Annotated in this window: 21 protein-coding genes; 9 read left to right on the forward strand and 12 right to left on the reverse strand. The window is 44.8% G+C overall.

Annotated features, from left to right (window positions below; all coding sequences use genetic code 11):
• Positions 1 to 112 precede the first annotated feature (112 nt).
• On the forward strand, positions 113 to 808 hold the full coding sequence (locus ATG66_RS01665; RefSeq protein WP_179885568.1) for a hypothetical protein: 696 nt from the start codon (positions 113 to 115) through the stop codon (positions 806 to 808).
• A 76-nt stretch (positions 809 to 884) separates the two neighbouring features.
• On the opposite strand, the gene manA is transcribed toward ATG66_RS01665, so the two are convergent.
• Together manA and ATG66_RS01675 are read right to left on the reverse strand one after the other, a co-directional pair.
• Complete coding sequence (gene manA / locus ATG66_RS01670; RefSeq protein ID WP_098413678.1) at positions 885 to 2,117, reverse strand: mannose-6-phosphate isomerase, class I; 1,233 nt, start codon at positions 2,115 to 2,117, stop codon at positions 885 to 887.
• Between the two features lie 72 nt (positions 2,118 to 2,189).
• Positions 2,190 to 4,097 (reverse strand): fructose-specific PTS transporter subunit EIIC, encoded by a 1,908-nt coding sequence (locus ATG66_RS01675; RefSeq protein ID WP_098413679.1) that lies wholly within the window; start codon positions 4,095 to 4,097, stop codon positions 2,190 to 2,192.
• A 381-nt stretch (positions 4,098 to 4,478) separates the two neighbouring features.
• Between ATG66_RS01675 and ATG66_RS01680 the strand changes: the two genes are divergently transcribed.
• Entirely contained in the window at positions 4,479 to 5,321 is an 843-nt protein-coding gene (locus ATG66_RS01680; RefSeq protein WP_098413680.1) for a helix-turn-helix transcriptional regulator, read from the forward strand.
• Positions 5,322 to 5,339: 18 nt separating this feature from the next.
• On the opposite strand, the gene ATG66_RS01685 is transcribed toward ATG66_RS01680, so the two are convergent.
• Positions 5,340 to 6,116: a PTS sugar transporter subunit IIA gene (locus tag ATG66_RS01685; protein ID WP_098413681.1), complete on the reverse strand. Its 777-nt coding sequence runs from the start codon at positions 6,114 to 6,116 to the stop codon at positions 5,340 to 5,342.
• A gap of 8 nt (positions 6,117 to 6,124) precedes the next feature.
• Complete coding sequence (locus ATG66_RS01690) at positions 6,125 to 6,427, reverse strand: PTS fructose transporter subunit IIB (protein ID WP_098413682.1); 303 nt, start codon at positions 6,425 to 6,427, stop codon at positions 6,125 to 6,127.
• Positions 6,428 to 6,708: 281 nt separating this feature from the next.
• Here ATG66_RS01690 and ATG66_RS01695 point away from each other — a divergent pair, with 281 nt between their 5' ends.
• Together ATG66_RS01695 and ATG66_RS01700 are read left to right on the forward strand one after the other, a co-directional pair.
• Complete coding sequence (locus ATG66_RS01695; RefSeq protein ID WP_098413683.1) at positions 6,709 to 8,586, forward strand: fructose-specific PTS transporter subunit EIIC; 1,878 nt, start codon at positions 6,709 to 6,711, stop codon at positions 8,584 to 8,586.
• A gap of 82 nt (positions 8,587 to 8,668) precedes the next feature.
• Positions 8,669 to 9,547, forward strand: coding sequence for an NAD(P)-dependent oxidoreductase (locus tag ATG66_RS01700; protein ID WP_098413684.1), 879 nt, complete (start codon positions 8,669 to 8,671; stop codon positions 9,545 to 9,547).
• Between the two features lie 61 nt (positions 9,548 to 9,608).
• Here the strand turns inward: ATG66_RS01700 and ATG66_RS01705 are convergent, their stop codons facing one another.
• The 5 genes from ATG66_RS01705 to malK form a co-directional block, all read right to left on the reverse strand.
• Positions 9,609 to 10,226 (reverse strand): glutathione S-transferase family protein, encoded by a 618-nt coding sequence (locus tag ATG66_RS01705; protein WP_098413685.1) that lies wholly within the window; start codon positions 10,224 to 10,226, stop codon positions 9,609 to 9,611.
• Positions 10,227 to 10,246: 20 nt separating this feature from the next.
• Positions 10,247 to 11,281, reverse strand: coding sequence for an NADP-dependent oxidoreductase (locus ATG66_RS01710; RefSeq protein WP_098413686.1), 1,035 nt, complete (start codon positions 11,279 to 11,281; stop codon positions 10,247 to 10,249).
• Between the two features lie 131 nt (positions 11,282 to 11,412).
• Positions 11,413 to 12,012 (reverse strand): TetR/AcrR family transcriptional regulator, encoded by a 600-nt coding sequence (locus tag ATG66_RS01715; RefSeq protein WP_098413687.1) that lies wholly within the window; start codon positions 12,010 to 12,012, stop codon positions 11,413 to 11,415.
• Positions 12,013 to 12,062: 50 nt separating this feature from the next.
• Positions 12,063 to 12,383: a N(4)-acetylcytidine aminohydrolase gene (gene yqfB, locus ATG66_RS01720; protein ID WP_098413688.1), complete on the reverse strand. Its 321-nt coding sequence runs from the start codon at positions 12,381 to 12,383 to the stop codon at positions 12,063 to 12,065.
• A gap of 361 nt (positions 12,384 to 12,744) precedes the next feature.
• Positions 12,745 to 13,863 (reverse strand): maltose/maltodextrin ABC transporter ATP-binding protein MalK, encoded by a 1,119-nt coding sequence (malK, locus tag ATG66_RS01725; RefSeq protein WP_098413689.1) that lies wholly within the window; start codon positions 13,861 to 13,863, stop codon positions 12,745 to 12,747.
• Positions 13,864 to 14,535: 672 nt separating this feature from the next.
• On the opposite strand from malK, the gene malE reads away from it, so the two are divergent.
• The 3 genes from malE to malG all read left to right on the forward strand — a co-directional run bounded on the left by malE (position 14,536) and on the right by malG (position 18,270).
• Positions 14,536 to 15,714, forward strand: coding sequence for a maltose/maltodextrin ABC transporter substrate-binding protein MalE (malE, locus tag ATG66_RS01730; RefSeq protein WP_098413690.1), 1,179 nt, complete (start codon positions 14,536 to 14,538; stop codon positions 15,712 to 15,714).
• Between the two features lie 78 nt (positions 15,715 to 15,792).
• Positions 15,793 to 17,367 (forward strand): maltose ABC transporter permease MalF, encoded by a 1,575-nt coding sequence (gene malF, locus ATG66_RS01735; RefSeq protein WP_098413691.1) that lies wholly within the window; start codon positions 15,793 to 15,795, stop codon positions 17,365 to 17,367.
• Between the two features lie 12 nt (positions 17,368 to 17,379).
• Positions 17,380 to 18,270: a maltose ABC transporter permease MalG gene (malG, locus tag ATG66_RS01740; RefSeq protein ID WP_098413692.1), complete on the forward strand. Its 891-nt coding sequence runs from the start codon at positions 17,380 to 17,382 to the stop codon at positions 18,268 to 18,270.
• A gap of 434 nt (positions 18,271 to 18,704) precedes the next feature.
• Here the strand turns inward: malG and ATG66_RS01745 are convergent, their stop codons facing one another.
• From ATG66_RS01745 to ATG66_RS01755, 3 genes are all read right to left on the reverse strand, one after another.
• Positions 18,705 to 18,950 carry a hypothetical protein gene (locus ATG66_RS01745; protein ID WP_098413693.1) on the reverse strand — a complete coding sequence of 82 codons (246 nt, stop codon included), beginning with the start codon at positions 18,948 to 18,950 and terminating at the stop codon, positions 18,705 to 18,707.
• 173 nt (positions 18,951 to 19,123) lie between these two features.
• The gene (locus tag ATG66_RS01750) at positions 19,124 to 19,609 is read right to left on the reverse strand and encodes an acyl-CoA thioesterase (RefSeq protein ID WP_098413694.1); all 486 of its coding nucleotides are present in this window, start codon (positions 19,607 to 19,609) and stop codon (positions 19,124 to 19,126) included.
• A 147-nt stretch (positions 19,610 to 19,756) separates the two neighbouring features.
• Complete coding sequence (locus ATG66_RS01755) at positions 19,757 to 20,662, reverse strand: DMT family transporter (protein WP_098413695.1); 906 nt, start codon at positions 20,660 to 20,662, stop codon at positions 19,757 to 19,759.
• Positions 20,663 to 20,760: 98 nt separating this feature from the next.
• Here ATG66_RS01755 and ATG66_RS01760 point away from each other — a divergent pair, with 98 nt between their 5' ends.
• Positions 20,761 to 21,549 carry an AraC family transcriptional regulator gene (locus tag ATG66_RS01760; protein ID WP_098413696.1) on the forward strand — a complete coding sequence of 263 codons (789 nt, stop codon included), beginning with the start codon at positions 20,761 to 20,763 and terminating at the stop codon, positions 21,547 to 21,549.
• A 219-nt stretch (positions 21,550 to 21,768) separates the two neighbouring features.
• Positions 21,769 to 22,599, forward strand: a complete 831-nt coding sequence (locus ATG66_RS01765; RefSeq protein ID WP_098413697.1) for a sulfurtransferase — start codon at positions 21,769 to 21,771, stop codon at positions 22,597 to 22,599.
• Positions 22,600 to 22,620: the final 21 nt, after the last annotated feature.

A 22,620-nucleotide genomic window follows, 5' to 3' on the forward strand; every position in this document is an offset into this window, starting at 1 on the left:
ACAATAGATGTGGTTTAAGGTATGAATATCTCGATAACCATTCCTTCAAGCTTAAAGAGTGTAGAACGTTTTAATGAAGTACGAAGTGAGTGGTTTGTATTGGAGTTTAAGGATGAAGTTTAAAGTCGGTTTAATATCCGCCGCTATTTTATTATCTGGGTGCGCGACTCAAAAAATGGTTTTCCCGACACAAAACACATTAACCATTACAGGCAATACGTTGGTGTACGACGGCATGATTACCGGGGATGCCGTGCTCGAAGCCATAAGAATGGTGAATGATAGTGACCAGAAAGTGACAACATTGCGCATTACCAGTAGTGGTGGTGATATTGGCGTCGGGATCGAGTTTGGTCACTTCATAAAAAACAACGATATGGATGTGGTCGTCAGCCAATTGTGTTTTTCTGCTTGCGCGAGTTACATATTGCCTGCGGCGAAAAGTGTGGTGATTGGAAAAGATGCGCTTATTGGGTGGCATGGTGGCGCTAATCAGAGTGACGAGATGTGGGATCAATCGGTTCCTTCACAATTCGAAAAACAGTTTTATCGCTATCTCACTCGCTTACGAATTAAAGAGGCAGAGTTCTACAACAAAGTAGGAGTGGACCCAAATATTACCGTTTATGGGCATACGAGAACTAATACATGTCAACGTTCAACGCTCGCGAATGGTTGGTATTACACCGAATCTGATATGCGGTACATGGGAATTAAGAACCTGACTGTACAAGGTGAATTACTGGATACCTTGAACTACAACAACAGCGAGATTAATTCTTGTTTGATGCCGCAAATATTTAATTAATTATCACCGCCACAAAAATCACTCTAATGAAAAGAAAACGCCTCGCTTAAATTGCGAGGCGTTTTTTCAACTTGAATCAACTATAAGCCCGCGCTACACGACCTTCGCAATTCAAGGTGTATTGTTTGGCATAAGCTGGGATGAAAACAGACTGGCCTTTGTCCACTACACACGTTTCACCATTTGCGTGTGTAAGCACGAGTGTGGAGTCTAGCGGCAATAGGATTTCTGCGCTTTGTGCATTAAGCGTGCGCTTGTTGGCGTGCGGTATCAGCGCGAATTTGAAATCGTCGACGGGAATTGGGTATTCTAATATTCCATCGTTTTCTATAGGTTCGAGCAGAAGGCTATCGAATGGTTTTTCATCGAAGCGCGTGCACGCAACCAACTCTTCCACATCCATGTATTTTTGGGTTAAACCTGCGCGCAGAACGTTGTCGGAATTCGCCATGATCTCAAGACCTGTGCCTTGTAAGTATGCGTGTGGCGTTTCTGCATCCAAGAACATCGCTTCGCCCGGTTGCAACGTAATTACGTTAAGCAGCAGTGGTGCAAACAAACCGATGTCGCCTGGATATTGTTTTTCCAATGCCAAAATCAGATTGAACAGTGGTAAGTCAGTGAGACGAGCTTGAGCTAATAACACGGTGAGTGCCATCTCTTTTTGTGCGCCTTTGAGAGACAACAAACCAGAGAAAAATGTCGCTAAACTTGTTGGTGTTTGGTTGGTGATAAGGTCGTCCACTAAGCCATGTAACTCAGGAATCGCAAGCTCAGAGAAGAAACTGATGATTTCGCTTATCGGGCGGAAGCCATTCATGGCTTGGTATTCAGTCAGCGCATAAACCAGCTCTGGTTTGTGGTTTGGATCTTTGTAGTTACGGTTCGCGGCCGTTAGAGGAATGCCCTGTTTTTCTTCTAGCGAAAACCCCAACTCTGCTTGCTGTTTGTTTGGGTGCACTTGAATCGAGAGCGCTTTTTCTGCGGCTAGTATTTTAAATAGGTAGGGAAGTTCACCAAAACGTGTTGCGACTTCTTCATTCAGGAAGGCGTTCACGTCTTGGGCAATCAGTTCAGAGAGTTTGGTTTCTTTACAGTTGGCCATCACCATAGAGCAGCCATTCGGATGCGCGCCCATCCAAAGTTCTGCTTGCGGCTCGTCCGCTGGATTTTCAATACCAAACAGTTGGCTAACGGAAGTCGTACTGCCCCAAGCGTAGTTTTGAATTACGTTGTTCATCAGAAAAAACATCGGATGCGCAGCTTGGGTTTGCATCGTTTGTGTATCGGAGAGAGTTAAATCAGACATAGAGTATCACCATGAAAGAAAATCATGGCTTGGGCGACATTGCTCAAGCCATTGGAGTAGTGAAAGAAGAGATTAAGCTGCTGCTTGCTGCATTTTTGCTTGACGCACTTTCTTCAGAGTCACGCACGTTACTGCGGTAACCACAGCACCTGCCGCCATACAAATTAGAGCAAGAGCTGGATGGTTCATCGCGCCTAACAGAGCGACTACGGGGCCACCGTGCGCTACGCTGTTGGTGATGCCGAATGAGAATGCCATGACTGCAGCAACCATTGAGCCAAGTACGTTTGCTGGAATCACTGACATTGGGTCTTGCGCAGCAAATGGGATGGCACCTTCAGAAATACCCACCAAACCCATTGCTCCAGCGGCTTTACCTGCTTCGGTTTCTGATGCTTCAAACAGGTTAAACTTACGACCAAGTACGGTTGCTAGCGCCATACCCAGCGGAGCAACAGGAATGGCACATGCCATTGCCCCCATGAACTGAGTTTGACCGTTGGCGATCATGCCCACTGAAAAGAGGAACGCGACTTTGTTGAATGGACCACCCATATCGAAACCAGCCATCCCCCCAAGGACAATACCTAACAGCACCACGTTACCGGTACTCATGCTGGTTAGTAGTGCGGTTAAACCGTCCATGAGGCTTGCGATTGGCGCGCCGATAACAAAGATAAACAGACCTGCGATGAACAGGGAGCCGGTGATTGGCGCAATTATGATGGGCACTAAAGGCCGAATGAATTTGTGGTAGTTAATCGACGTAATCCACTTCACGAAGTAACCCACTAATAAACCGGCGATGATGGCACCGATAAATCCAGTCCCGGCTTCTGCGCCGTAGAAAGAGCCATTATTGGCAATCCAACCCCCGATCAAGCCCGGAGTCAGGGCTGGGCGGTCAGCAATCGCGTAAGCAATATAGCCCGCTAAAATTGGGATCATCAGAGTAAAGGCCACCACACCCACATTGAGGATTTGGGTCCACATGCTGCCTTCTGGAATGGCCATGCCTGCTTCACTTGGCTCTCCACCTACAGCGAGTGCAAGGGCAATCAATAGACCACCCGTGACTACGAATGGGATCATGTGAGATACACCGTTCATCAGATAACGGTATAGGTCTGAACGAGCTTGAGATGCTTTGTTGGCAACCGAAGTTTGAACGGTGCTGTTTGCTTCAGCTTGATAGGTTGGTGCGCTTAACGCCTCATTAATCAGCTTTTTTGCGTCGCGGATTGGAGCTTTTACGTTGGTCTTGACCACACGCTTGCCCGCGAAACGGCTCATGTCGACTTGTTTATCACATGCAACTATGATGGCATCAGCACGCTCGATGTCTTCTGCCGTTGGGCTGTTTTTCACCCCGATTGAGCCATTGGTTTCCACCTTGATGTCATAACCCATAGCCGCCGCCCCTTTTTCTAGCGCTTCAGCTGCTAAGTATGTGTGGGCAACCCCCGCAGGACAGCCTGTCACACCAATGATAAAACCTTGGTTTTCTTCTCTATTCATTGCAGGTTGCGGCGCTGGTTCTGCGAGCAGTATTGCCAGTGCTGCTGCGCTGTTTGGTGCGCTTAAGAACGCGTCGATAAAGCCGTCTTCAATCAGTTTGGAGGAAAGTTCAGCAAGCACTTCAATGTGATGGTTATCGCCACCGTCTGGTGATGCGATCATGAAGAACAGCTTGGAAGGCAACCCATCTTCTGCGCCGTACTCGATCCCCGATTTGCTCACGCCGATCACTACCGCGGGTTCAATCACGGCAGCGCTCTTTGCGTGTGGTATTGCAACGCCATCTTCAAATCCGGTATTACCTAATTCTTCGCGTGCATTTATATCGACTAAAAATTGTTGTTGATCAGAAATACGGCCTTGGGAATGGAGAACGGCAACCAGTTCTTTAAATACGTCTTCTTTTGAAGTCGCTTGAAGATCAAGCTTGATTAAGTTTTCATTTATTAGTTTGGTGATCATTGGCGAACCCTTATAAAAACACTTTTTATTTAAGGGCTATTTTGAAATCAGCTTGAAAGAGACTGTAGTGAAGAAAAAATGCATTTGCTGGAGGATTGTAACGCTCTAACTATAGTGTGATTTAGATCGTTTGAGGGATCAGATTAACTGCATATCTGTGACATCGTAAATGACCGTTGATTACAAAGGTAGATTTATTTTTATCTTATTTTTAATTGGCTTAGATAAGTTTTTGGTCTCTACTTAACTAGAGAATTGGTGCGTTATCTGGATTTTTGTATCATTTGTTCGGAAGTGTGACTAGACTCAATAGCGAAAAATACTGGTCCAGTGTATACCGTTAGCCAATAGTAACCATCATGCATAGTTAGAGTGTTGTAAATGATTTTCCATGATTTAATTTCAGTAGTACTACATGAAAGAGAGCCATTTCATAATATTTGGTTTGCTGGAGATTTCCATTCACCACCTGAATTTAGCTATCAAGTGAATTTTCCTCGTTTAGAATTAGTACTCGATGGTGAATATATTAATGAAATGGAAAGTCATGATAGGAAGGTCACCCATATCGTTGCTAAAAAAGGTGATGCGATATTTATTCCGCCAAACTGTTGGAATAAGCCAGATTGGGATACGAATTGCTCTGTTGTCAGTATTCTATTTGGACGTCGACAGCTTGGGTTTAGCTTGGTGAGTAAACGCAAAGGTGAAGCCAGCTTTTACGACATCCAGAAGCACAGCATTCAAACCCGTTCAGGATTTGCTATTGATAATATTTTAGAGGCGCTCAGTGCGTTGGCTCGTGAGAACACCAAGAAGCCGATGGATGAATTATTACTACAAGCGCTACTGCAATACGCGAAGTCGATGTTAGATACACCCATCGAGCAGCAATCGCATAATCGTGTGCAAGATCTCTATCAAGGCATTTGTATCTATATTCAGGAGAACTTTCACCGTCCAATTACGCGAGACAGCATTGCGTCGAGGTTCAGTATCTCTTCAAACCATTTATCGCGCCTTTTTCGTCAGCAAGGTCATATGACGTTGGCCGATTACATTACTTGGGTAAGGGTGGATCGTGCGAAGTTTATGCTGAAGAAATACAACTTCAAACTGAATGAAGTCTCGGTGCGTTGTGGGTTTAAAGATGTGAACTATTTCTGTCGGGTATTTAAGAGCCGCACGGGCAGAACACCCACGGAGTATCGCGGCTCAATTTAAGGCTTTATTTTTCACGCTTTATGCCATCAGTCTCGACATGGCATACATCAACAGAGCCTGTAAGTCGACACTGCATTTTGTTAGCAGCAAACGTTCTGCCATTTGGTCAGTAAGCAGGTTTCGGGTGAGGTTGGTAGCGGCGATGATCTGTTCGCGAGTTGGTTTTTCTGGCATCACCAGTGCTATCGCGAGATGCACATTTCCCATTTTGGATGCCCAGTCCATTGGTTTTTCGTTGGCGATGACGGCGACGGAAATATGGTCGATTCCGGCAAACATAACATGAGGTAGGGCGATTCCCGGAGTGACGCAAGTCGAGGAGCGTTCCTCTCGTTTAATGAAAGCTAGGATCAGTTCGTCAGGATGGATGGGGTGGATCAGTTGAGCTAACCCTTTCAAACACTCAAATTTTGTGAGTTCGGTGTGCGCTTTGGCGTAATGCCACTTGATGTCGCAAGGGGGACAAATTTGCGGTAAACGCTCTACCAGTTGGCTAGAAAACTCGTAGTTGATTTGAGAGCCAACCACAGTGAAGTGTTCGGCAATGATGTCTTTGATAACAAAACAGGCCAGCTCTGCATCAATGCCGATGGCGGTAATTTGACACAGATCGCCTTGTCGCAACCCTACTTGCAAGACTGCCACGGACTTGGTGAGATCTGCAATACGATTTTGCGTTATATTAATGATATGTAAGGTGCTTTTGAATTTTTTTGCCACACGATTAAGCGGCTGAGCCACATGCGCACTCGCGTTAGCATGGTCGACAAAAAAAGTGATTTGGTATTCGTTCATCAGCAAATTTAATCGCGGCAGTGAACGAGAAACACTTTGTCCACGTTGAGCAATACATCTTCAATTGGGATTTGAATTTTATGTGTACCTTCGAACCGGGCTGGTTGTTCAATCTCGATATCGGACACAATTAAGACTCTGTCTGCTTGGGCGATATCATGAGGCGTGAGCGGATTTTCAATCCCCATCGCACCTTGCGTTTCGACTTTAATGTGCACCTTATGTTTTGGGGCTGTTTTTATTAAAGCATCTGCTGCCATATAAGTATGAGCGATGCCTGTAGGGCATGCTGTCACCGCTACGATTTTCATGTTCTATCCATTCTATTTTTTGTGGATACTAGCACAGCGAGAGTCGATTGAATTGATCTATACCGGATAAACGCAAGAGCTCTATCACAGTTTGTCTCTCATGTTACATTAATCCAGTTAATGCATTTTTAGTCCTATATATCAAAAGGAAGGTACTGATTAATCTATGCCCAAATAAATGATCAATAATGGACACAACCCAAGCAAGTTTGCCCAACGGGAGCCTATGTCTCAAGCTCAGTAGGGGGTATATTCGAGCGTGAATATTAGAAGGTACAACAATGGATATCACAACCCTGATTGAGCTGGAAACAATCTGTCTAGATTTAAAAGCTCAAACCAAAGAAGAAGCGCTTAAAGAGCTGGTTGATATGCTCGACGCAACCGGAAAGCTTAATGATCAAAACCAATTTTTGGCAGACATCTGGAAGCGGGAAGAGATCGGTAATACAGGGTTTGATGATGGCATTGCGATTCCACACGCCAAAAGTAGTGCGGTAGCCAAGCCTGCTGTTGCTGTCGGGATAAGCCGTAATGGGATTGATTATGGCGCAGATGATGGTGAGCTGTCTGATGTGTTTTTTATGTTGGCTTCGCCAGATGGGGATGACCACCACCATATTGAAGTCTTGGCACAAATTTCCTCGAAAATTATCGAAGAGGGCTTTGTCGAAAAATTGAAAGCAGCGAGGTCGCAAGAAGAAGCGCTTGAGATGCTCATCGATATTCAACCTCACTCAGTGGAGTTTCAGCCAAGTCCATTTGTCCTTAATTCAGAACCCTTAAGCCCGTGGGCGCAGAGACTTGCGCGAACTAAGGAACACTTATTATTTGGGACGTCACACATGATCCCATTCATTGTCGCTGGTGGTGTTTTATTGTCGTTATCCGTGATGATTTCTGGCCATGGCGGTGTGCCACAAGAGGGCATTCTGGCCGATATCGCCCAGATGGGAATGGCGGGCCTGACGCTGTTTACGGCGGTACTTGGTGGTTACATTGCTTATTCGATCGCCGATAAGCCGGGGCTCGCACCAGGCATGATCGGCTCTTGGATTGCCGTCAGTCATTACAATACCGGCTTCTTGGGGGCGATCGTGGTCGGCTTTTTTGCCGGATTTGTGGTTTGGCTGCTGAAGAAAATTCAGTTGCCAGACAGTATGAGTTCGCTTGGTTCTATTTTCATCTATCCGCTGGTGGGCACGTTTGTTACCTGTGGCGCAGTCATGTGGGTGATTGGGGCGCCAATCGCAGACGCGATGACGGCCATGAACGGGGTGCTTACTGGAATGGCGGGCTCGGGCAAAGTGATGCTCGGTACGGTGCTCGGGGCAATGACCGCGTTTGATATGGGTGGCCCTATTAACAAAGTCGCGACGTTGTTCGCTCAAACTCAGGTGAATACTCAACCATGGTTAATGGGCGGGGTGGGCATTGCGATTTGTACGCCACCATTAGGTATGGCGCTCGCGACGTTGTTGGCACCAAGTAAATTTAAACGTGATGAACGCGAAGCTGGCAAAGCGGCGGGCATCATGGGGATGATTGGTATTAGTGAAGGTGCCATTCCTTTTGCCGCAGGCGACCCTGCTCGTGTGCTTCCGGCTATTGTGGCTGGTGGTGTGGTCGGGAACGTGATTGGCTTTATGTTCCAGGTTATAAACCATGCGCCGTGGGGGGGCTGGATAGTGTTACCCGTCGTTGATGGTAAAATTGGCTACATTATCGGTACGGTTGCGGGTTCTGTGACAACAGCTCTGATTGTGATCGCATTGAAGAAAACCGTCACAGAAGATAAAGATTATACGGGTGACTCTCAGATATACACGTCTGTACATGGCGAGGGAGAAGCCGATATCTTAGCGGTGACGTCTTGTCCTTCTGGCGTAGCGCATACGTTCTTAGCCGCTAAGTCTTTGGAAAAAGCGGCGTGCGCGCTTGGCATTAAAATTAAAGTTGAAACGCAGGGTGCGAATGGCGTTATCAACCGGATTACAGAAAAAGATCTCACCAAAGCGAAGTTTGTTATTTTTGCTCATGATGTGGCGATTAAAGAGCCAGAGCGTTTCAGAAAGATCAAGATACTGGATGTCAGTACCAAAGATGCGATGCTGCATGCTGCGGCGCTGCTACAAACAAGAATATCGCATGCTGAGTGAAGGATAAATCACAAGTAATGTTTTGAATTCTTTAGTAACATGTTACTAAAGAATTCAGTTCGGCGAATAAGGGAAACGTGCAATGGAAAAACAACGAGTAGCGTTTATCGGTTTAGGGGTGATGGGCTACCCTATGGCGGGATATTTGAGTAAAGCGGGGCATGAAACGAAAGTTTACAACCGCACAAAAGCCAAGGCTGATAAATGGGCTGCAGAGTACAACGGCATTGCGTGCGAGACGCCGCGAGAAGCAGCAGAAGGTTGTGATATCGTCTTTACCTGTGTCGGCAACGATGATGATGTGCGTAGCGTTGTTTATGGAGAAGAAGGTCTCCTTGTGGGGTTAAAAGCAGGGGCGACGTTCGTTGATCACACCACGACATCTTCAGACTTGGCAGTTGAGCTTGCTGAAGCTTGTATTAAGTACGGTAATCACTTCATTGATGCGCCAGTGTCCGGTGGTCAAGCGGGCGCTGAAAACGGTGTCCTAACCATCATGTGTGGCGGTGAGCCAAGCGTCTTCGAGCGCGTTGCACCGGTGATGGATGTTTACGCAAAGCAAATTACGCGATTGGGTGAAAACGGTCAGGGTCAGCGCTGTAAAATGGTTAACCAGATCTGTATTGGTGGAGTCTTACAAGGTCTGAGTGAAGCATTATTATTGGCGCAAAAGTCGGGTTTAGACATTGAACAAGTCGTCGAGACGCTAAAGCATGGCGCAGCAGGTTCATGGCAAATGGAAAACCGTGCCCTGACCATGGCGCAAGACCAGTTTGATTTCGGTTTCGCGATTGATTGGATGCGCAAAGATCTGGGTTTTTGTTTGAAAGAAGCAGAACGTGTAGGCCTTGATCTTCCTTTAACGAAGAAAGTGGACGAGCAATACGCTGACCTTCAGCGCGACGGTCTTGGCCGTATGGATACCTCTGTACTGATTAAAGCGGTAGCAAAAAGTCAGTAGTGTCTGAATGAATAACGTCCCTTTGATGCCATTTAAATGCACTACCAAAGGGACGAAAATATTAAGCGTACTTCACTTCAATCTGTTCAGCTTTTCCAAACGCAGGGTGCGTCTCAAGTTGTTTTCCATAACGTACAATGTTAGGGAAGTGGGTAGCTAAACCAAATTTATGAACCAACTCAACAATGAAAGACATCATAATGTCTGCACCCGTTAGGCGCTCTTCTACCAAGTAAGTTTTGCCTTCTAATGATTGCTCAAAGTAACCCAGCACGTTCATCGCTTCTTTGTCTGCATAGCCTGATAGAAACTGGGTCTCATTTGATTCTTTGCTCACGAAAATCTTCAATAGCATAGGTAAAATTGCTGAACTCTCAGCAAAATGCATCCATTGTAAGTATTCTGTATGCGCTTTGGTGCCACGTTTAGGTGCGAACGATCCGTCACTGTATTTCTCAATCAGGTATTCGGTCATCGCACCAGATTCAATGACAAATTCGCCGTCATCTTCTAGCAGTGGCGATTTACCCAGTGGATGAACACTCTTTAGTTCTGGTGGTGCCATGAAAGTGACTTTATCACGCACGTAAGGCACGATTTCGTAATCCACATTCAGCTCTTCAAGTAACCAGATGATGCGCTTAGAACGAGACTGATTGAGGTGGTGAAGTTTAATCATTAATTATTCCTTTTTTATGCTTATAACGGATCGTTAATTTGTACTACAAGTTTGCCGAAATTCTTGCCTTCCAACAGACCGATAAATGCTTCTGGCGCATTACCTAGCTCTTTTACTAGGTGTTCACGGTATTGGATCTTTCCTTCTGCCAACCATTGGTTAATATCTTGAGCAAACTCACCGTAACGGTGTCCGTAGTCATCAAAAATAATGAAGCCTTGGATTTTAATTCTCTTAGTCAGTATCTTACCCATTAACAGTGGTAAGTGATCTGTTCCTTGCGGCAGTTCAGTTGCGTTGTATTGAGAAACCAAGCCACACAGCGGGATACGCGCATTGGTATTGAGCAAGGGTAGTACCGCATCAAATACTTTGCCGCCAACGTTTTCGAAGTAAATGTCGATACCTTTGTCACAAGCGTTTTTCAGTTGCTTAGCAAAGTCATCGGCTTTGTGATCAATACACTCATCGAAGCCAAGGACTTCTTTTGCATAGCGGCACTTCTCTTCACCGCCGGCAATGCCAACAACGTGGCAGCCTTTGATCTTGCCGATTTGACCAACCGTTGCACCCACTGGGCCCGTGGCGGCGGCCACAACAATCGTTTCACCTGCTTTTGGTTGACCGATGTCTAACAGACCCATATATGCAGTAAAGCCAGGCATACCCGCAACGCCTAGTGCATAAGATGGGTTTTGTGGCTCTTTACCAAGTTTAATCACCATTTCGCCCGTGGAAATCGCGTAATCTTGCCAGCCCACTGTGTATGCAAGCACCCACTCACCCGCTTCATAGTCTGGGTGGTTTGATGCTTCTACTTGGCAGACCGTGCCACCAACCATGACATCATCAACAGCGACAGGATCAGCGTATGACTCCGCATCGCTCATACGACCACGCATGTAAGGGTCTAAAGACAGATAAACCGTTCTCAGTAGCATTTCACCATCTTGAGGGATAGGTTTCGCTACTTCTTCGAGGCGAAAGTTTTCTTTTGTTGGTGCCCCATGTGGACGTGAAGCGAGGACGATTCTTCGATTGATAGGGTTTGTCATATTCATTTCACCTTTTGATTAGACCGGTCGTCTAATTTGATTTCAAAATGACCCGCCATAATGGCGGGAACTTTGTGGCGTTACAAAGGGAGTTTCTCCTCAGTGAAACACGTGTTAATTGGTACTAATGCTTACGGGCAAGAGCGGGTGTTTTGCAACAAGTGTTGTGTATAGATCAGGCTTTGTGTTAATGCTGCCTGATCTTGATACAGCTTGTTAAGTAAACTCGCACCATTCCAAAGGTAGTATATTTGTCTTGCGAGTAAAGCACTGTCACCATTTGGAATCGAGCCGTCTTGAATGCCGACGTCAATACAATCAGCTATCGCTTGAATAGTTTTATCAGCACCTTGTCGCAATGCTAGGCGCATTGACTCCGACAGGTCTGAAACTTCTGCGCTTAACTTGACCAATAAACACTTGTTCGCATTACACACATCATCTTCCACTTTGACCATTTCTTCAAAGTAGCTCATTAAGCGTTGATGTCCATTGAGATCGGTATTGGTAAAGCGCGCTTTTAAGCGTTCAAAGTACTTAGTAAAGTAATCTTGAATCATCGCTTCACCGAATTGTTCTTTGGATTTGAAGTAATGATAAAAAGAGCCTTTGGGTACTGCGGCCGTTTTTAAAAGCTCTGAAAGCCCAACACTCGTAAACCCTCGGGTTACGATCAATTCGTATCCTACGTTGATAATGTGTTGGCGAGTGTCATTAGTCTTTGCGTTCATGGGGCGTACTATAGAATTAATTAGACCAGTCGTCTAGTCTTTGTTGGGTGTTATTTGATCAATTCGTATTCAATAACAAAGAACGTCTCTGTATTTGGGTAAATTTCTCGGATCAATTTTTTTAACTTGGGTAACTCCATTGCTTCTTGTTCTGCATGAAACTCATTGATTTCATAAAATTTTAATGGTTTCACGGAAAGGATTTTGATATCGCAGACTTTGCGGTCTGTCTCCAAGGTAAAGACTTCCACTACTGTATTTGGCACGTAGTGACTTTCTGACTCATCGCGAATAGTGATGGTCTTTTTGCCAGATGTGATTAAAGGCGTTAGGAACTCAAAGAAGGTGATTTTAGTTGGATGAGATGACATTATGTACTCACTTATCTGTTGGTTTGGTTCGATTATATACCCAAATAACCTGTTCTGTGAGAATGATTCGTAGTGAGGAACAAACGAGTTTTGTCGATAAGCATGAAATTTAGAATTTGAGCTAAGTTTGGCAAGTTAAGAACAAAACAGGCATTGATTAGCAGGGAGTTAGAAAAAGAACTGAAGAGGAAGTCTTAATATCAAGTATAGGGGTCGTTGAGGGTAGGTTTTATCGGGATTTCGTCATTGGAGTATGAATAATGAAGGAGCATTTTCTTTCAAATTATGACACTCTGTAGTTGAAGAGAAATAAAACAGTCCCTCTCCATCGAGAGGGACTGTTAGCAACAAACTCAGTTGTTTATTCTGCGTCTAGGCCGTTCTCTTTGTAGAGTCGGCGACATGCACGGCCATCACTATGGAACAGGTGACAACGATGTGCCGGAATACCAATTTCTAACTTATCGCCGGCTTCAACCGCTAAGGTATCTGGTTGACGGAAGATAACGTCTGCATCTGCGCCCTCAAGGTTGAGGTATACTTGAGTCTCGTTACCCAGCTTCTCGACAATCATCACTTCGCCGTGAATCGAAGCATCTGCTTCCGTGGCGCTTATCAAATGCTCAGGACGCACACCGAGGGACATACGGTCACCGCGATTAATGGTCGTGCCATCGACGGGAATCCAGAATGATACGCTGTTAGACAATTGAACTTTCACGCGATCTGATTCAACTTCATCAATAAATACACTCATGAAGTTCATTTTTGGTGAACCGATAAAACCGGCAACGAAACGGTTTTGTGGATAGTGGTATAGCTCGAGAGGTTTACCTACTTGGGATACATTACCACCGTCTAATACTACGATCTTATCTGCCATGGTCATTGCTTCTACCTGATCGTGCGTTACGTAGATCATGGTACAACCAAGTTGGCGTTGTAGTTTCGTGATTTGAGCACGCATGTTTACACGCAGTGCTGCATCAAGGTTAGACAAAGGCTCATCTAAAAGAAATACGTTTGGTTGGGAAACCAGAGTACGACCGATAGCGACACGCTGACGTTGGCCGCCAGAAAGCGATTTTGGTTGACGCTCAAGTAAGTGTCCTAACTGTAGGATTTCTGATGCTTGTTCAACACGTTTATCAATTTCGGCCTTGTTTGCTTTCGCTAGCTTGAGACCAAATGACATGTTGTCGTATAAATTCAGGTGCGGGTATAGAGCGTAAGACTGGAACACCATACCAACGCCACGTTTGGATGGTTCGACGTCATTCATGTGTTGGTCACCAATATACAAATCACCTGAAGTAATGTCTTCAAGGCCGGCAATACAACGTAACAGGGTAGATTTACCACAGCCTGATGGACCTACGAAAACAACAAATTCACCTTCGTTGATTGTTAGATCCACGTTTTTAGAAATCAGTACGTCGCCATACGCTTTACAAACATTTTTTAACGTGACACTCGCCATGTAGCTCGTCCTCGATCAATTTTTTTATTATTTACCGCTCATCATTATATGAATTATCAAGCGAGCAGTAACAGTAGAAATTGGTAAGTGATTATGGTTAGTAAGAAAAGTAGGGTAGCACTTCAATAAAATGTCCTAAATAGAAGTGCTACCCATAATAGCCAAATACGAGTTTCACTCCCTCACATCATTCGTGTTGTCTCCCCCGTGAAATAATGACCACTAACAACACCAATAATGACATTCCACTCGCCTGGCAATGCAAAACCAGCACATCTTTTCCTAACCTGTAGGCACTGCTGGTAAAGGGTTCTTACCATCCACTCTTGGATGACTGCAGTTTCTAAGATTGTGCGTAGGGCTACATCCTCCTAATAAAAATAATTGCAGGGGGAGTAGACGGGGAGGAGTAAAAAAGGACAGGTAATGAAAGAGTTGGTCGGAAATCACATAATTGCCTTGTCTAAAGTTGAAATCGATCACAGGAAGTGTCTATTTTGTGAGTTGAGTCTCTTACCCTTGGCGATTGAGATCACGAAAATACGTCATAATCGTAAAGGCGTAGGGATTAGGAGGATGAGACATATTGGATTATTTCAGAAGATATATGTCGGAATATGGCTGAACCTCAATGGACTAGCCCTACATCAAAAATATAAAAAGGATACGAACATGAAAAAGTTAAGCGCTCTAGCACTAGGTACTTTTGTTGCTTTGGGGTCTTTTGGTGCTAATGCTGCCATCGAAGAAGGACAACTTACTATCTGGATCAACGGCGACAAAGGCTATAACGGTCTTGCTGAAGTGGGTAAGAAGTTTGAAGAAGATACTGGTATTAAAGTGACAGTGGCTCACCCAGACGGCCTTCAAGATAAATTCCCTCAAACTGCTGCGACTGGTGATGGTCCTGATATTGTATTCTGGGCCCATGACCGTTTCGGAGGTTACGCAGAAGCCGGCCTACTAGCAGAAATCAAACCTTCGAAAAACATCCAAGAAGGCATCGTTGATTTTGCATGGGATGCAGTACGTTACGACGGTAAACTGATTGGTTACCCTGTTGCGGTTGAGTCTCTATCTTTAATCTACAATAAAGACCTCGTGCCAAATCCACCAAAAACGTGGGAAGAAGTTGCAACGTTAGACGCAAAGCTTAAGAAAGACGGTAAGTCTGCAATCATGTGGAACCTAAAAGAACCATATTTCACTTGGCCTCTAATGGCGGCTGATGGTGGGTACGCGTTTAAATACACTTCAGAAGGTTATGACGTTAAAGATGCGGGTATCGCAAACGAGGGCGTGAAAGACGCCATGGACTTTGTAAAAGGCCTTGTCGACAAAGGTGTCATCTCAGCAGATATGGATTACTCAGTTTCTGAGTCTGCGTTTAACCAAGGTGAAGCAGCAATGACCATTAACGGCCCATGGTCTTGGGGTAACATCGAAAAGTCAGGTGTGAACTATGGCGTAACAACGCTTCCTAAGTTTCAAGGCCAATCTTCTAAGCCGTTTGTTGGTGTACTCACCGCAGGCATCAGCACCGCGTCACCGAACAAAGATTTAGCAGTAGAGTTCATTGAGAACTACCTACTCACTAACGATGGCTTGCGAATGGTTAACAATGACAAGCCTTTAGGTGCGGTTGCGCTTAACTCGTTCCAACGCGAACTGGATTCAGATACTCGTATTTCAGCGACAATGGATAATGCGATGAACGGCGAAATCATGCCAAATATCCCTCAAATGAACGCATTTTGGGGCGCGGCTAAGAACGCGATCATTAACGTTGTTGATGGTCGTCAAACTGTGGATGCAGCACTTGCAGATGCAGAAAAACAAATGACTAAATAATCCAGTAAGACCTTTTAAGGAGGGGGTAACTCCTCCTTACTTTTCAATGTTTATTTTATATTCGCTAGCAGGTTCCCTATGCAGTCAGTTCAAGGTACAAATGCTATGACAGCACCAGAAGCCAGCCTTCCGAGCAGTAAGAAAGTGTTCATGAAATGGTCACTTTTAGGTACTGTCGGTATTATCAATGGCTACGCAACTATCCTTATGTATTCACGCGGCGAGATTGCGTTTGCACTACTTACCCTCATTCTTACCGCTTTAGCGTTGTTCATTTTTGGTAGTAAAAAGACGTACGCACACCGTTATATTTATCCTGGCATTGCAGGGATGATCCTTTTCATCCTTTTCCCTTTGGCGTATACCATCGGTTTGGCGTTTACCAACTACAGCGCGAAAAACCAGCTCTCTTTTGAGCGTACGCAGAGCGTTCTTTTAGATAGAACTTATCAAAGCGGTGATAGCTACCCGTTCACTCTGTATAAAACCAAACAAGGCCACCAACTTGTGGTTGAAAAAGACGGTGAGTTACTCGCAACACCAAACTTCCAACTCGACGATTTGTCTGTCTCTGAACTTGACCTTGAACCTATTGAAGCTGCGAGTGGCGAAAAAGAGTCAATCAAAACGATCATTAAGAGCCGTAATGCGTTAAGCGAAGTTGACCTGAACCTTCCTAATGGCGAAGACATTCGTATGAGTGGCTTACGTAAGTTTGCTGCAGTTGTACCTTTGTACACTTTGCAAGAAGATGGGGAGACATTGTACAACAATCGCACTGAAGAAACGTTTCGTCCAAATATGGAAGTGGGTTACTACCAACCTGTGGATGAAAACGGTCAGTTCGTTGGTAATACCGTATCACCAGGTTTCGTGGTGAATATAGGCACGCACAATTTTGAACGTGTGTGGAAAGACGATGGCATCAAAGAGCCATTTATTAGCATTTTCATTTGGACGATTGTTTTCTCAGCACTGACCGTGTTGTTCACTCTAGTGATTGGCCTTGTCTTAGCCAGTGTCGTTCAGTGGGAAGCATTAAAAGGACGGGCCGCTTACCGATTGTTACTCATTCTGCCTTATGCGGTCCCTGCGTTTATTTCTATCTTAATCTTCAAAGGTCTGTTTAACCAAAGCTTTGGTGAGATCAACATGCTTCTGGAAGGTTTGTTTGGTATTAGTCCTGCTTGGTTCTCTGACCCATTCATGGCGAAGAGTATGATCTTGATTGTAAACACCTGGCTCGGCTTTCCTTATATGATGATTCTGTGTATGGGGTTGCTAAAAGCGATTCCAGATGACCTATACGAAGCGTCTGCGATCGATGGGGCGAACTTTATCACTAACTTTACACGCATCACCTTACCGATGATGTTGAAACCACTGACGCCACTATTGATTGCGAGTTTTGCTTTTAACTTCAATAACTTTGTACTTATCCAGTTGTTGACAGGTGGTGGTCCAAACATGATTGGTACGTCAGAACCGGCAGGCTATACTGACCTATTGGTCAGCTACACCTACCGCATCGCATTCGAGGGTGCTGGGGGGCAAGACTTTGGCCTAGCAAGTGCAGTCGCAACATTGATCTTCCTGTTAGTTGGCGCGCTGGCTCTTATCAACCTACGTGTAACTAAAGTAGCTCAAGATTAAGGAGAGATTACCATGGCAATGGTACAAGGTAAGTCATTAAAGTATCGTGTTTGGGCTACTCATATTGCAATGTGGGCATTCTTGGCACTCATTATTTTCCCTTTGCTGATGATCATCGCAATTTCATTCCGTGAGGGTAACTTTGCAACGGGTAATTTGATCCCTGACAATCCAACACTTGACCACTGGAAACTGGCGTTAGGTTTCTCGGTCACCAACCCTGATGGCACGGTGACACCACCGCCATTCCCAGTTATGACGTGGTTGTGGAACTCAGTAAAAGTGGGGGGTATTTCTGCAATCCTAATCGTGGCGCTATCAACCACATCGGCTTACGCGTTTGCTCGTATGAAGTTCAAAGGTAAGAACACCATTCTGAAAGCGATGATGATCTTCCAAATGTTCCCAGCGGTACTGGCACTGGTTGCACTTTACGCGTTGTTCGACAAGCTTGGTCAGTACATCCCATTCCTTGGTTTAAACACGCATGGTGGTTTGATCTTCGCTTACTTAGGTGGTATCGCACTGCACGTATGGACGATTAAAGGCTACTTCGAAAGTATTGACTCTTCGCTAGAAGAAGCGGCTGCACTGGATGGCGCGACACCTTGGCAAGCGTTCCGCTTGGTATTGCTTCCACTGTCTGTACCTATCTTAGCGGTGGTATTCATCTTGTCGTTTATCATGGTAATTGGTGAAGTTCCTGTAGCATCCTTACTACTTTCTGATGTAGACTCGTACACACTTGCAGTGGGGATGCAGCAATACCTGTATCCACAAAATTACTTGTGGGGTGACTTTGCCGCCGCTGCAGTACTTTCAGCAGTGCCAATCACTGCAGTATTCTTACTTGCGCAACGCTGGCTGGTTGGTGGTCTAACCGCTGGGGGTGTGAAAGGATAATCTCAAGTGGTCTTTGAGATTGACAAGAATAACTAGAAAAGGGCGACCATAGGGTCGCCCTTGTACTTAGCACTGATATTACACTTTTGGTTTGGCCGCCGATCAGTAATATCTTGCTTTTATTTGGCGTTACGCATAGCTGGCTGTTAGCTTAGTTCCTTACGATTTAACCACTAACAGTTTTTGTAACCATAACCTGAGTTTCGACTCAGGTTTTTTTATGCTTGCTAAAGAATAATGATTCAAAAGCAGGTTCAGACTAGCGGCTTTGCAATGGATTACACAAGGGCTGAATAATGCGCTGCGTAGCACTTCACATAAATAGGTCAAATGATATCAAAGAGAGATTGCTGCATCAGCGCGTCACTCTCGCGAAGCCGAGTATCTTTAAGTTATTAGGAGATAATCATAGTTAGGGGAGGAAGCAAAGAGGTTCACAGCTCTCGGTTGGAAGGGGCACATCCGACATATTGTAGTAAGGTATATAAACTCTCTTGCTGCAGGGCGACACGACGAAATAAATTGGCGAATGTTTCATCACCGCCGAAGCAAGCTTGAATATAATGGTTAATTTCTGTTTCGTTGTAACCTGCGACGTACATGGTTCTTACCCATTGGTACTCGACCGTTTTTAGATTGATCAACGTCTCTTCACTTAAGGTGGTTTCTTTTATTCTCAAGATCCTAACTCTTCTATTCAGTACCTAAGTAATAGGTGGATTTAAGCAAAGCAAGGTGAAGGATGCATGACAATAGAATTGAATTTGAAATAAATGTCATAATCACGACATTGCTTCATAGTTAAGGTTGAGAGCTGTGGCCGCTGAGTGTGCTGGTGCGGCCACTCCACAAGTTACTTAAGATACTTTACGTGAGCTTCCATTTCCTCGCCGATTTCTTTACGCATGTTCATTAGGCGAATGGCGGATTGCTCTAATGCTTTATCTTCTTCAGATTCAGGCGCCCATTTCGGGACATCGGTTGGTTTCCCGTTTTCGTCCACTGCCACCATAATCACAATGCAGTGCGTAGTTAGGCGGTTTTTCATTTCTTTGGGGTCACTGGCCTGAACATCAATCGCGATGTGCATTGAGCTGCGACCCGTGTAAATCACTTTTGCGCTGACTTCGACAAGGTTACCAACATGGATAGGGGCGACAAAGCGAATGCCACCCGCGTAGGCAGTAATACAGTATTTGCCACTCCAAGCTGCAGAACAGGCGTAAGCTGCTAAATCAATCCATTTCATTACGGCGCCGCCGTGAACTTTTCCGCCAAAATTGACGTCACTAGGTTCTGCTAAAAAGCGAAGAGTCATCTCTCTTTGCCCACTGCTCATCTGTCATTCCTTTCTGAGTTACTTTGAGCTCAATGTAGCAGTAAGAGCGAGTCACGGAAATAGCAAACGTAACAAAACGTTAACTTTTTAAAAAGTGACAATAAAAACAGCCACGATCATTTCCATGGCTTTCTATGTGGTGTGGGATTAACCTGCGCTAGAGGGGAGCTCGGGAGCGGCAATCAGTTTTTTGCGTCGCAATTTTATTTGCGATAGCGCCACACCTAAAATAACCAACAAGCCGCCGATGATGTGGTAGATATAGACTTGTTCGCCAATCAGAGTCGCCGCGAGCGCAACTGAAACGACGGGCATTAAGTTCATAAACATGGCGCTTGAGTCTGCGCCAATTAAATCGATGGCCTTAAGCCACATAAGCGGTGCAAAAATAGAAGCCGCAATGCCCGCATAAGCGATGAGTGGTAATGCCTCTGGATTAGGCAGCAGTTGCTGGCTCGACAACCACAAAGGGGTCAGCATAATGACAGAAAAGAACCCCTGCATATAAACCAGTGTTAGGCTACTAAAAGGCATTTTCCAGCGTTTTAACAGCACACAATACGCAGCATAAACGACGGCTGCAATCAGCATTAGCTTATCGCCTTGAGTGATATCTTGATGCAAAAAGTAGGTGATATCGCCATGTCCAAGCATAAAGGCTAAGCCACCGAGAGAAATTACCCCACCAGCAACACTTAACATAGAGATTGATTTACCGAGTAACGGCACACTTAAAAATACGCTGATGAGGGGAACTAAAGAGATGATCAGCGCCATATTTGATGCGGTTGTCGTTAAACCGGCGTAATAACCGAGCGATTGGTTAAGCACCATACCAAGCAAAGCCAGAAATGCAAGCTTAGTTAAATATGGACGAATAGCATGTCGTTGCTTTATGACGGCTGGTAAACAAAATGGGGTCAAGATTAATATCGCGACAAACCAGCGGTAAAAACTCATTGCACTTGGCTCAATTGCGCTCGCCGCCATTTTGTTCACGATAGAGTTACCACCCCAAATCATGACTGTAAAAAACGGAAGTAAATAAACCATAAAAACCCTAAAGCACAATAATGAATGGCGCTAGTCTGACAGGTCTTTATAATGAGAAGTATCTCTTAAACGACATCGTAAGCGATAGGAAGACAATTTTGAAAAAGAGTGCGAGAAATCTACATCCTTCGTTATCCATTGATCGGGCGCCATCAGATGTATTTATGAACTTCGAAGCGTTTCTTTCTAACACAGAAACGCGAATTCACAGCCATCCATGGGGGCAAGTGCAGTTGATCAGTGGTGGTATTCTGGAAATGGATGCAGAAGATACGCGCTTTCTGGCTCCGCCACATTTGGCGATTTGGGTGCCCGCAGAGATCCGCCATACCAGCTACAACCGCAAGCCGATCGAGTATTGCTCTTTGAATATTGCGCCTGAACTGACGGCTCACTTTCCCACTAAAACCAGCTTAATCAAAGTGACGCCAATTGTTTCAGCTATTATCGAGGATTTTCGTCAGCGTGATATTAACGTCGCGCAAAGCGTTGAAGATATGCGGTTGGTACAGGTTTTATTGGATCAATTGGCAAAACAAGAAGTAGAACACCACTTTCTTCCAACAACCAACAACAAGTATCTTGCACCGATCTTAAAAGCGGTAGAAGAGTCACCAACTGACGAAATTAGTTTAGCGGAGTGGGCTGCAAAAGTGCACACCACCGAACGTACGTTAGCGCGGTATTGTCAGAGTGAGTTGGGGATGAGTTTTACTGAGTGGCGTTTGCGAGTGCGTTATTTACATTCAATGAAGTTGCTGCGTAAAGGGCAAACGGTCAAGGAGGTGGCGTTGACCTTGGGTTATAACCAAGCCAGCCCTTTTATCGCTATGTTTAAAAAATACTCCGGAATGACACCGGAACAATATAAAAACCGCTTGTTATAGTGATATAACTGTCGCTGGTAGCATAAAGCGTCCAACAAAAACCAACAGAAATCTAACTACCTTATTGATTTTGGTAACCGATAGTCAGGTTCGTAATGGATACTTTCTCAAAAGTGTGAGTTGGTTCATCGCTACAGTGGTGGTATTGAGGATAACAACGTTATAGCCGTTGTTTATCAGCATTTATGTACTGAAAAAATGATAAAAAGGATTGCAAGCATGCAAGCATTGATAGAGGTAACAGAACTCTGCGCTTTATTAGACCAACCAAATATAAAACTTCTAGACGCGAGTATTGATTTTAACATTCCTTCTGAAAGGAAAAAGATCACTAATAAATGGATTCCAGGTTCGCTCCGGTTTGACTATGACAATGACTTTTGTCTACCTAATACCATCCTTCCCCATATGATGCCAACGGAAGAAGGATTCAATACCAGTGCCCAAAACCTTGGCCTTAATAACGAAGATCTGATCATTGTATATGACAACTCAGGAACATTAGCGTCTCCTCGAGCTTGGTGGATGTTTAAAGCCATGGGTCACGACAATGTCAAAGTGCTCAACGGCGGACTTCCCGCGTGGATAGACGCAGGCTTACCTATTGAAGAGACGCTATCAACCGCTAAACAACTTGGTAATTTCTCTGGCAAGTTTAACCAACACGCCTTTTTGGACGCCCAAACTGTATATAAACACTCTAAGAATCAAAGCGCGATTATTGTTGATGCTCGCTCAAAGGCGCGTTTCTATGGTGAAATACCTGAACCAAGAAAAGGGTTACGCAGTGGCCATATTCCACATTCCGCTTGTCTGCCGTTCCAAGCATTATTGGACAATGGTTTTATAAAACCAGACTCACAATTGAAACAGACATTTAGTGAAGTAACCCTGTATAATGATGAATTAATCATTTTTAGCTGTGGTTCAGGTATAACGGCCTGCATTTTATTGTTAGTTGCATACCAATTAGGTTTGCACAACCTATCAGTCTACGATGGCTCATGGACTGAGTGGGGCGCAGATCACGCATTACCAATCACATGCTAATCTAGGAGTTACCGAAGCATC

Origin of the sequence: Vibrio sp. ES.051 (assembly GCF_002563795.1) — a bacterium.
In the GTDB taxonomy this organism is placed as follows: domain Bacteria; phylum Pseudomonadota; class Gammaproteobacteria; order Enterobacterales; family Vibrionaceae; genus Vibrio.

What these genes read in the sequence shown, in the direction of transcription:
- ATG66_RS01665 (WP_179885568.1), top strand. Translation starts at nt 113, where the DNA reads ATGAAGTTTAAAGTCGGTTTAATATCCGCCGCTATTTTATTATCTGGG.
- manA (WP_098413678.1), bottom strand. Translation starts at nt 2,117, where the DNA reads ATGTCTGATTTAACTCTCTCCGATACACAAACGATGCAAACCCAAGCT.
- ATG66_RS01675 (WP_098413679.1), bottom strand. Translation starts at nt 4,097, where the DNA reads ATGATCACCAAACTAATAAATGAAAACTTAATCAAGCTTGATCTTCAA.
- ATG66_RS01680 (WP_098413680.1), top strand. Translation starts at nt 4,479, where the DNA reads ATGATTTTCCATGATTTAATTTCAGTAGTACTACATGAAAGAGAGCCA.
- ATG66_RS01685 (WP_098413681.1), bottom strand. Translation starts at nt 6,116, where the DNA reads ATGAACGAATACCAAATCACTTTTTTTGTCGACCATGCTAACGCGAGT.
- ATG66_RS01690 (WP_098413682.1), bottom strand. Translation starts at nt 6,427, where the DNA reads ATGAAAATCGTAGCGGTGACAGCATGCCCTACAGGCATCGCTCATACT.
- ATG66_RS01695 (WP_098413683.1), top strand. Translation starts at nt 6,709, where the DNA reads ATGGATATCACAACCCTGATTGAGCTGGAAACAATCTGTCTAGATTTA.
- ATG66_RS01700 (WP_098413684.1), top strand. Translation starts at nt 8,669, where the DNA reads ATGGAAAAACAACGAGTAGCGTTTATCGGTTTAGGGGTGATGGGCTAC.
- ATG66_RS01705 (WP_098413685.1), bottom strand. Translation starts at nt 10,226, where the DNA reads ATGATTAAACTTCACCACCTCAATCAGTCTCGTTCTAAGCGCATCATC.
- ATG66_RS01710 (WP_098413686.1), bottom strand. Translation starts at nt 11,281, where the DNA reads ATGACAAACCCTATCAATCGAAGAATCGTCCTCGCTTCACGTCCACAT.
- ATG66_RS01715 (WP_098413687.1), bottom strand. Translation starts at nt 12,012, where the DNA reads ATGAACGCAAAGACTAATGACACTCGCCAACACATTATCAACGTAGGA.
- yqfB (WP_098413688.1), bottom strand. Translation starts at nt 12,383, where the DNA reads ATGTCATCTCATCCAACTAAAATCACCTTCTTTGAGTTCCTAACGCCT.
- malK (WP_098413689.1), bottom strand. Translation starts at nt 13,863, where the DNA reads ATGGCGAGTGTCACGTTAAAAAATGTTTGTAAAGCGTATGGCGACGTA.
- malE (WP_098413690.1), top strand. Translation starts at nt 14,536, where the DNA reads ATGAAAAAGTTAAGCGCTCTAGCACTAGGTACTTTTGTTGCTTTGGGG.
- malF (WP_098413691.1), top strand. Translation starts at nt 15,793, where the DNA reads ATGCAGTCAGTTCAAGGTACAAATGCTATGACAGCACCAGAAGCCAGC.
- malG (WP_098413692.1), top strand. Translation starts at nt 17,380, where the DNA reads ATGGCAATGGTACAAGGTAAGTCATTAAAGTATCGTGTTTGGGCTACT.
- ATG66_RS01750 (WP_098413694.1), bottom strand. Translation starts at nt 19,609, where the DNA reads ATGAGCAGTGGGCAAAGAGAGATGACTCTTCGCTTTTTAGCAGAACCT.
- ATG66_RS01755 (WP_098413695.1), bottom strand. Translation starts at nt 20,662, where the DNA reads ATGGTTTATTTACTTCCGTTTTTTACAGTCATGATTTGGGGTGGTAAC.
- ATG66_RS01765 (WP_098413697.1), top strand. Translation starts at nt 21,769, where the DNA reads ATGCAAGCATTGATAGAGGTAACAGAACTCTGCGCTTTATTAGACCAA.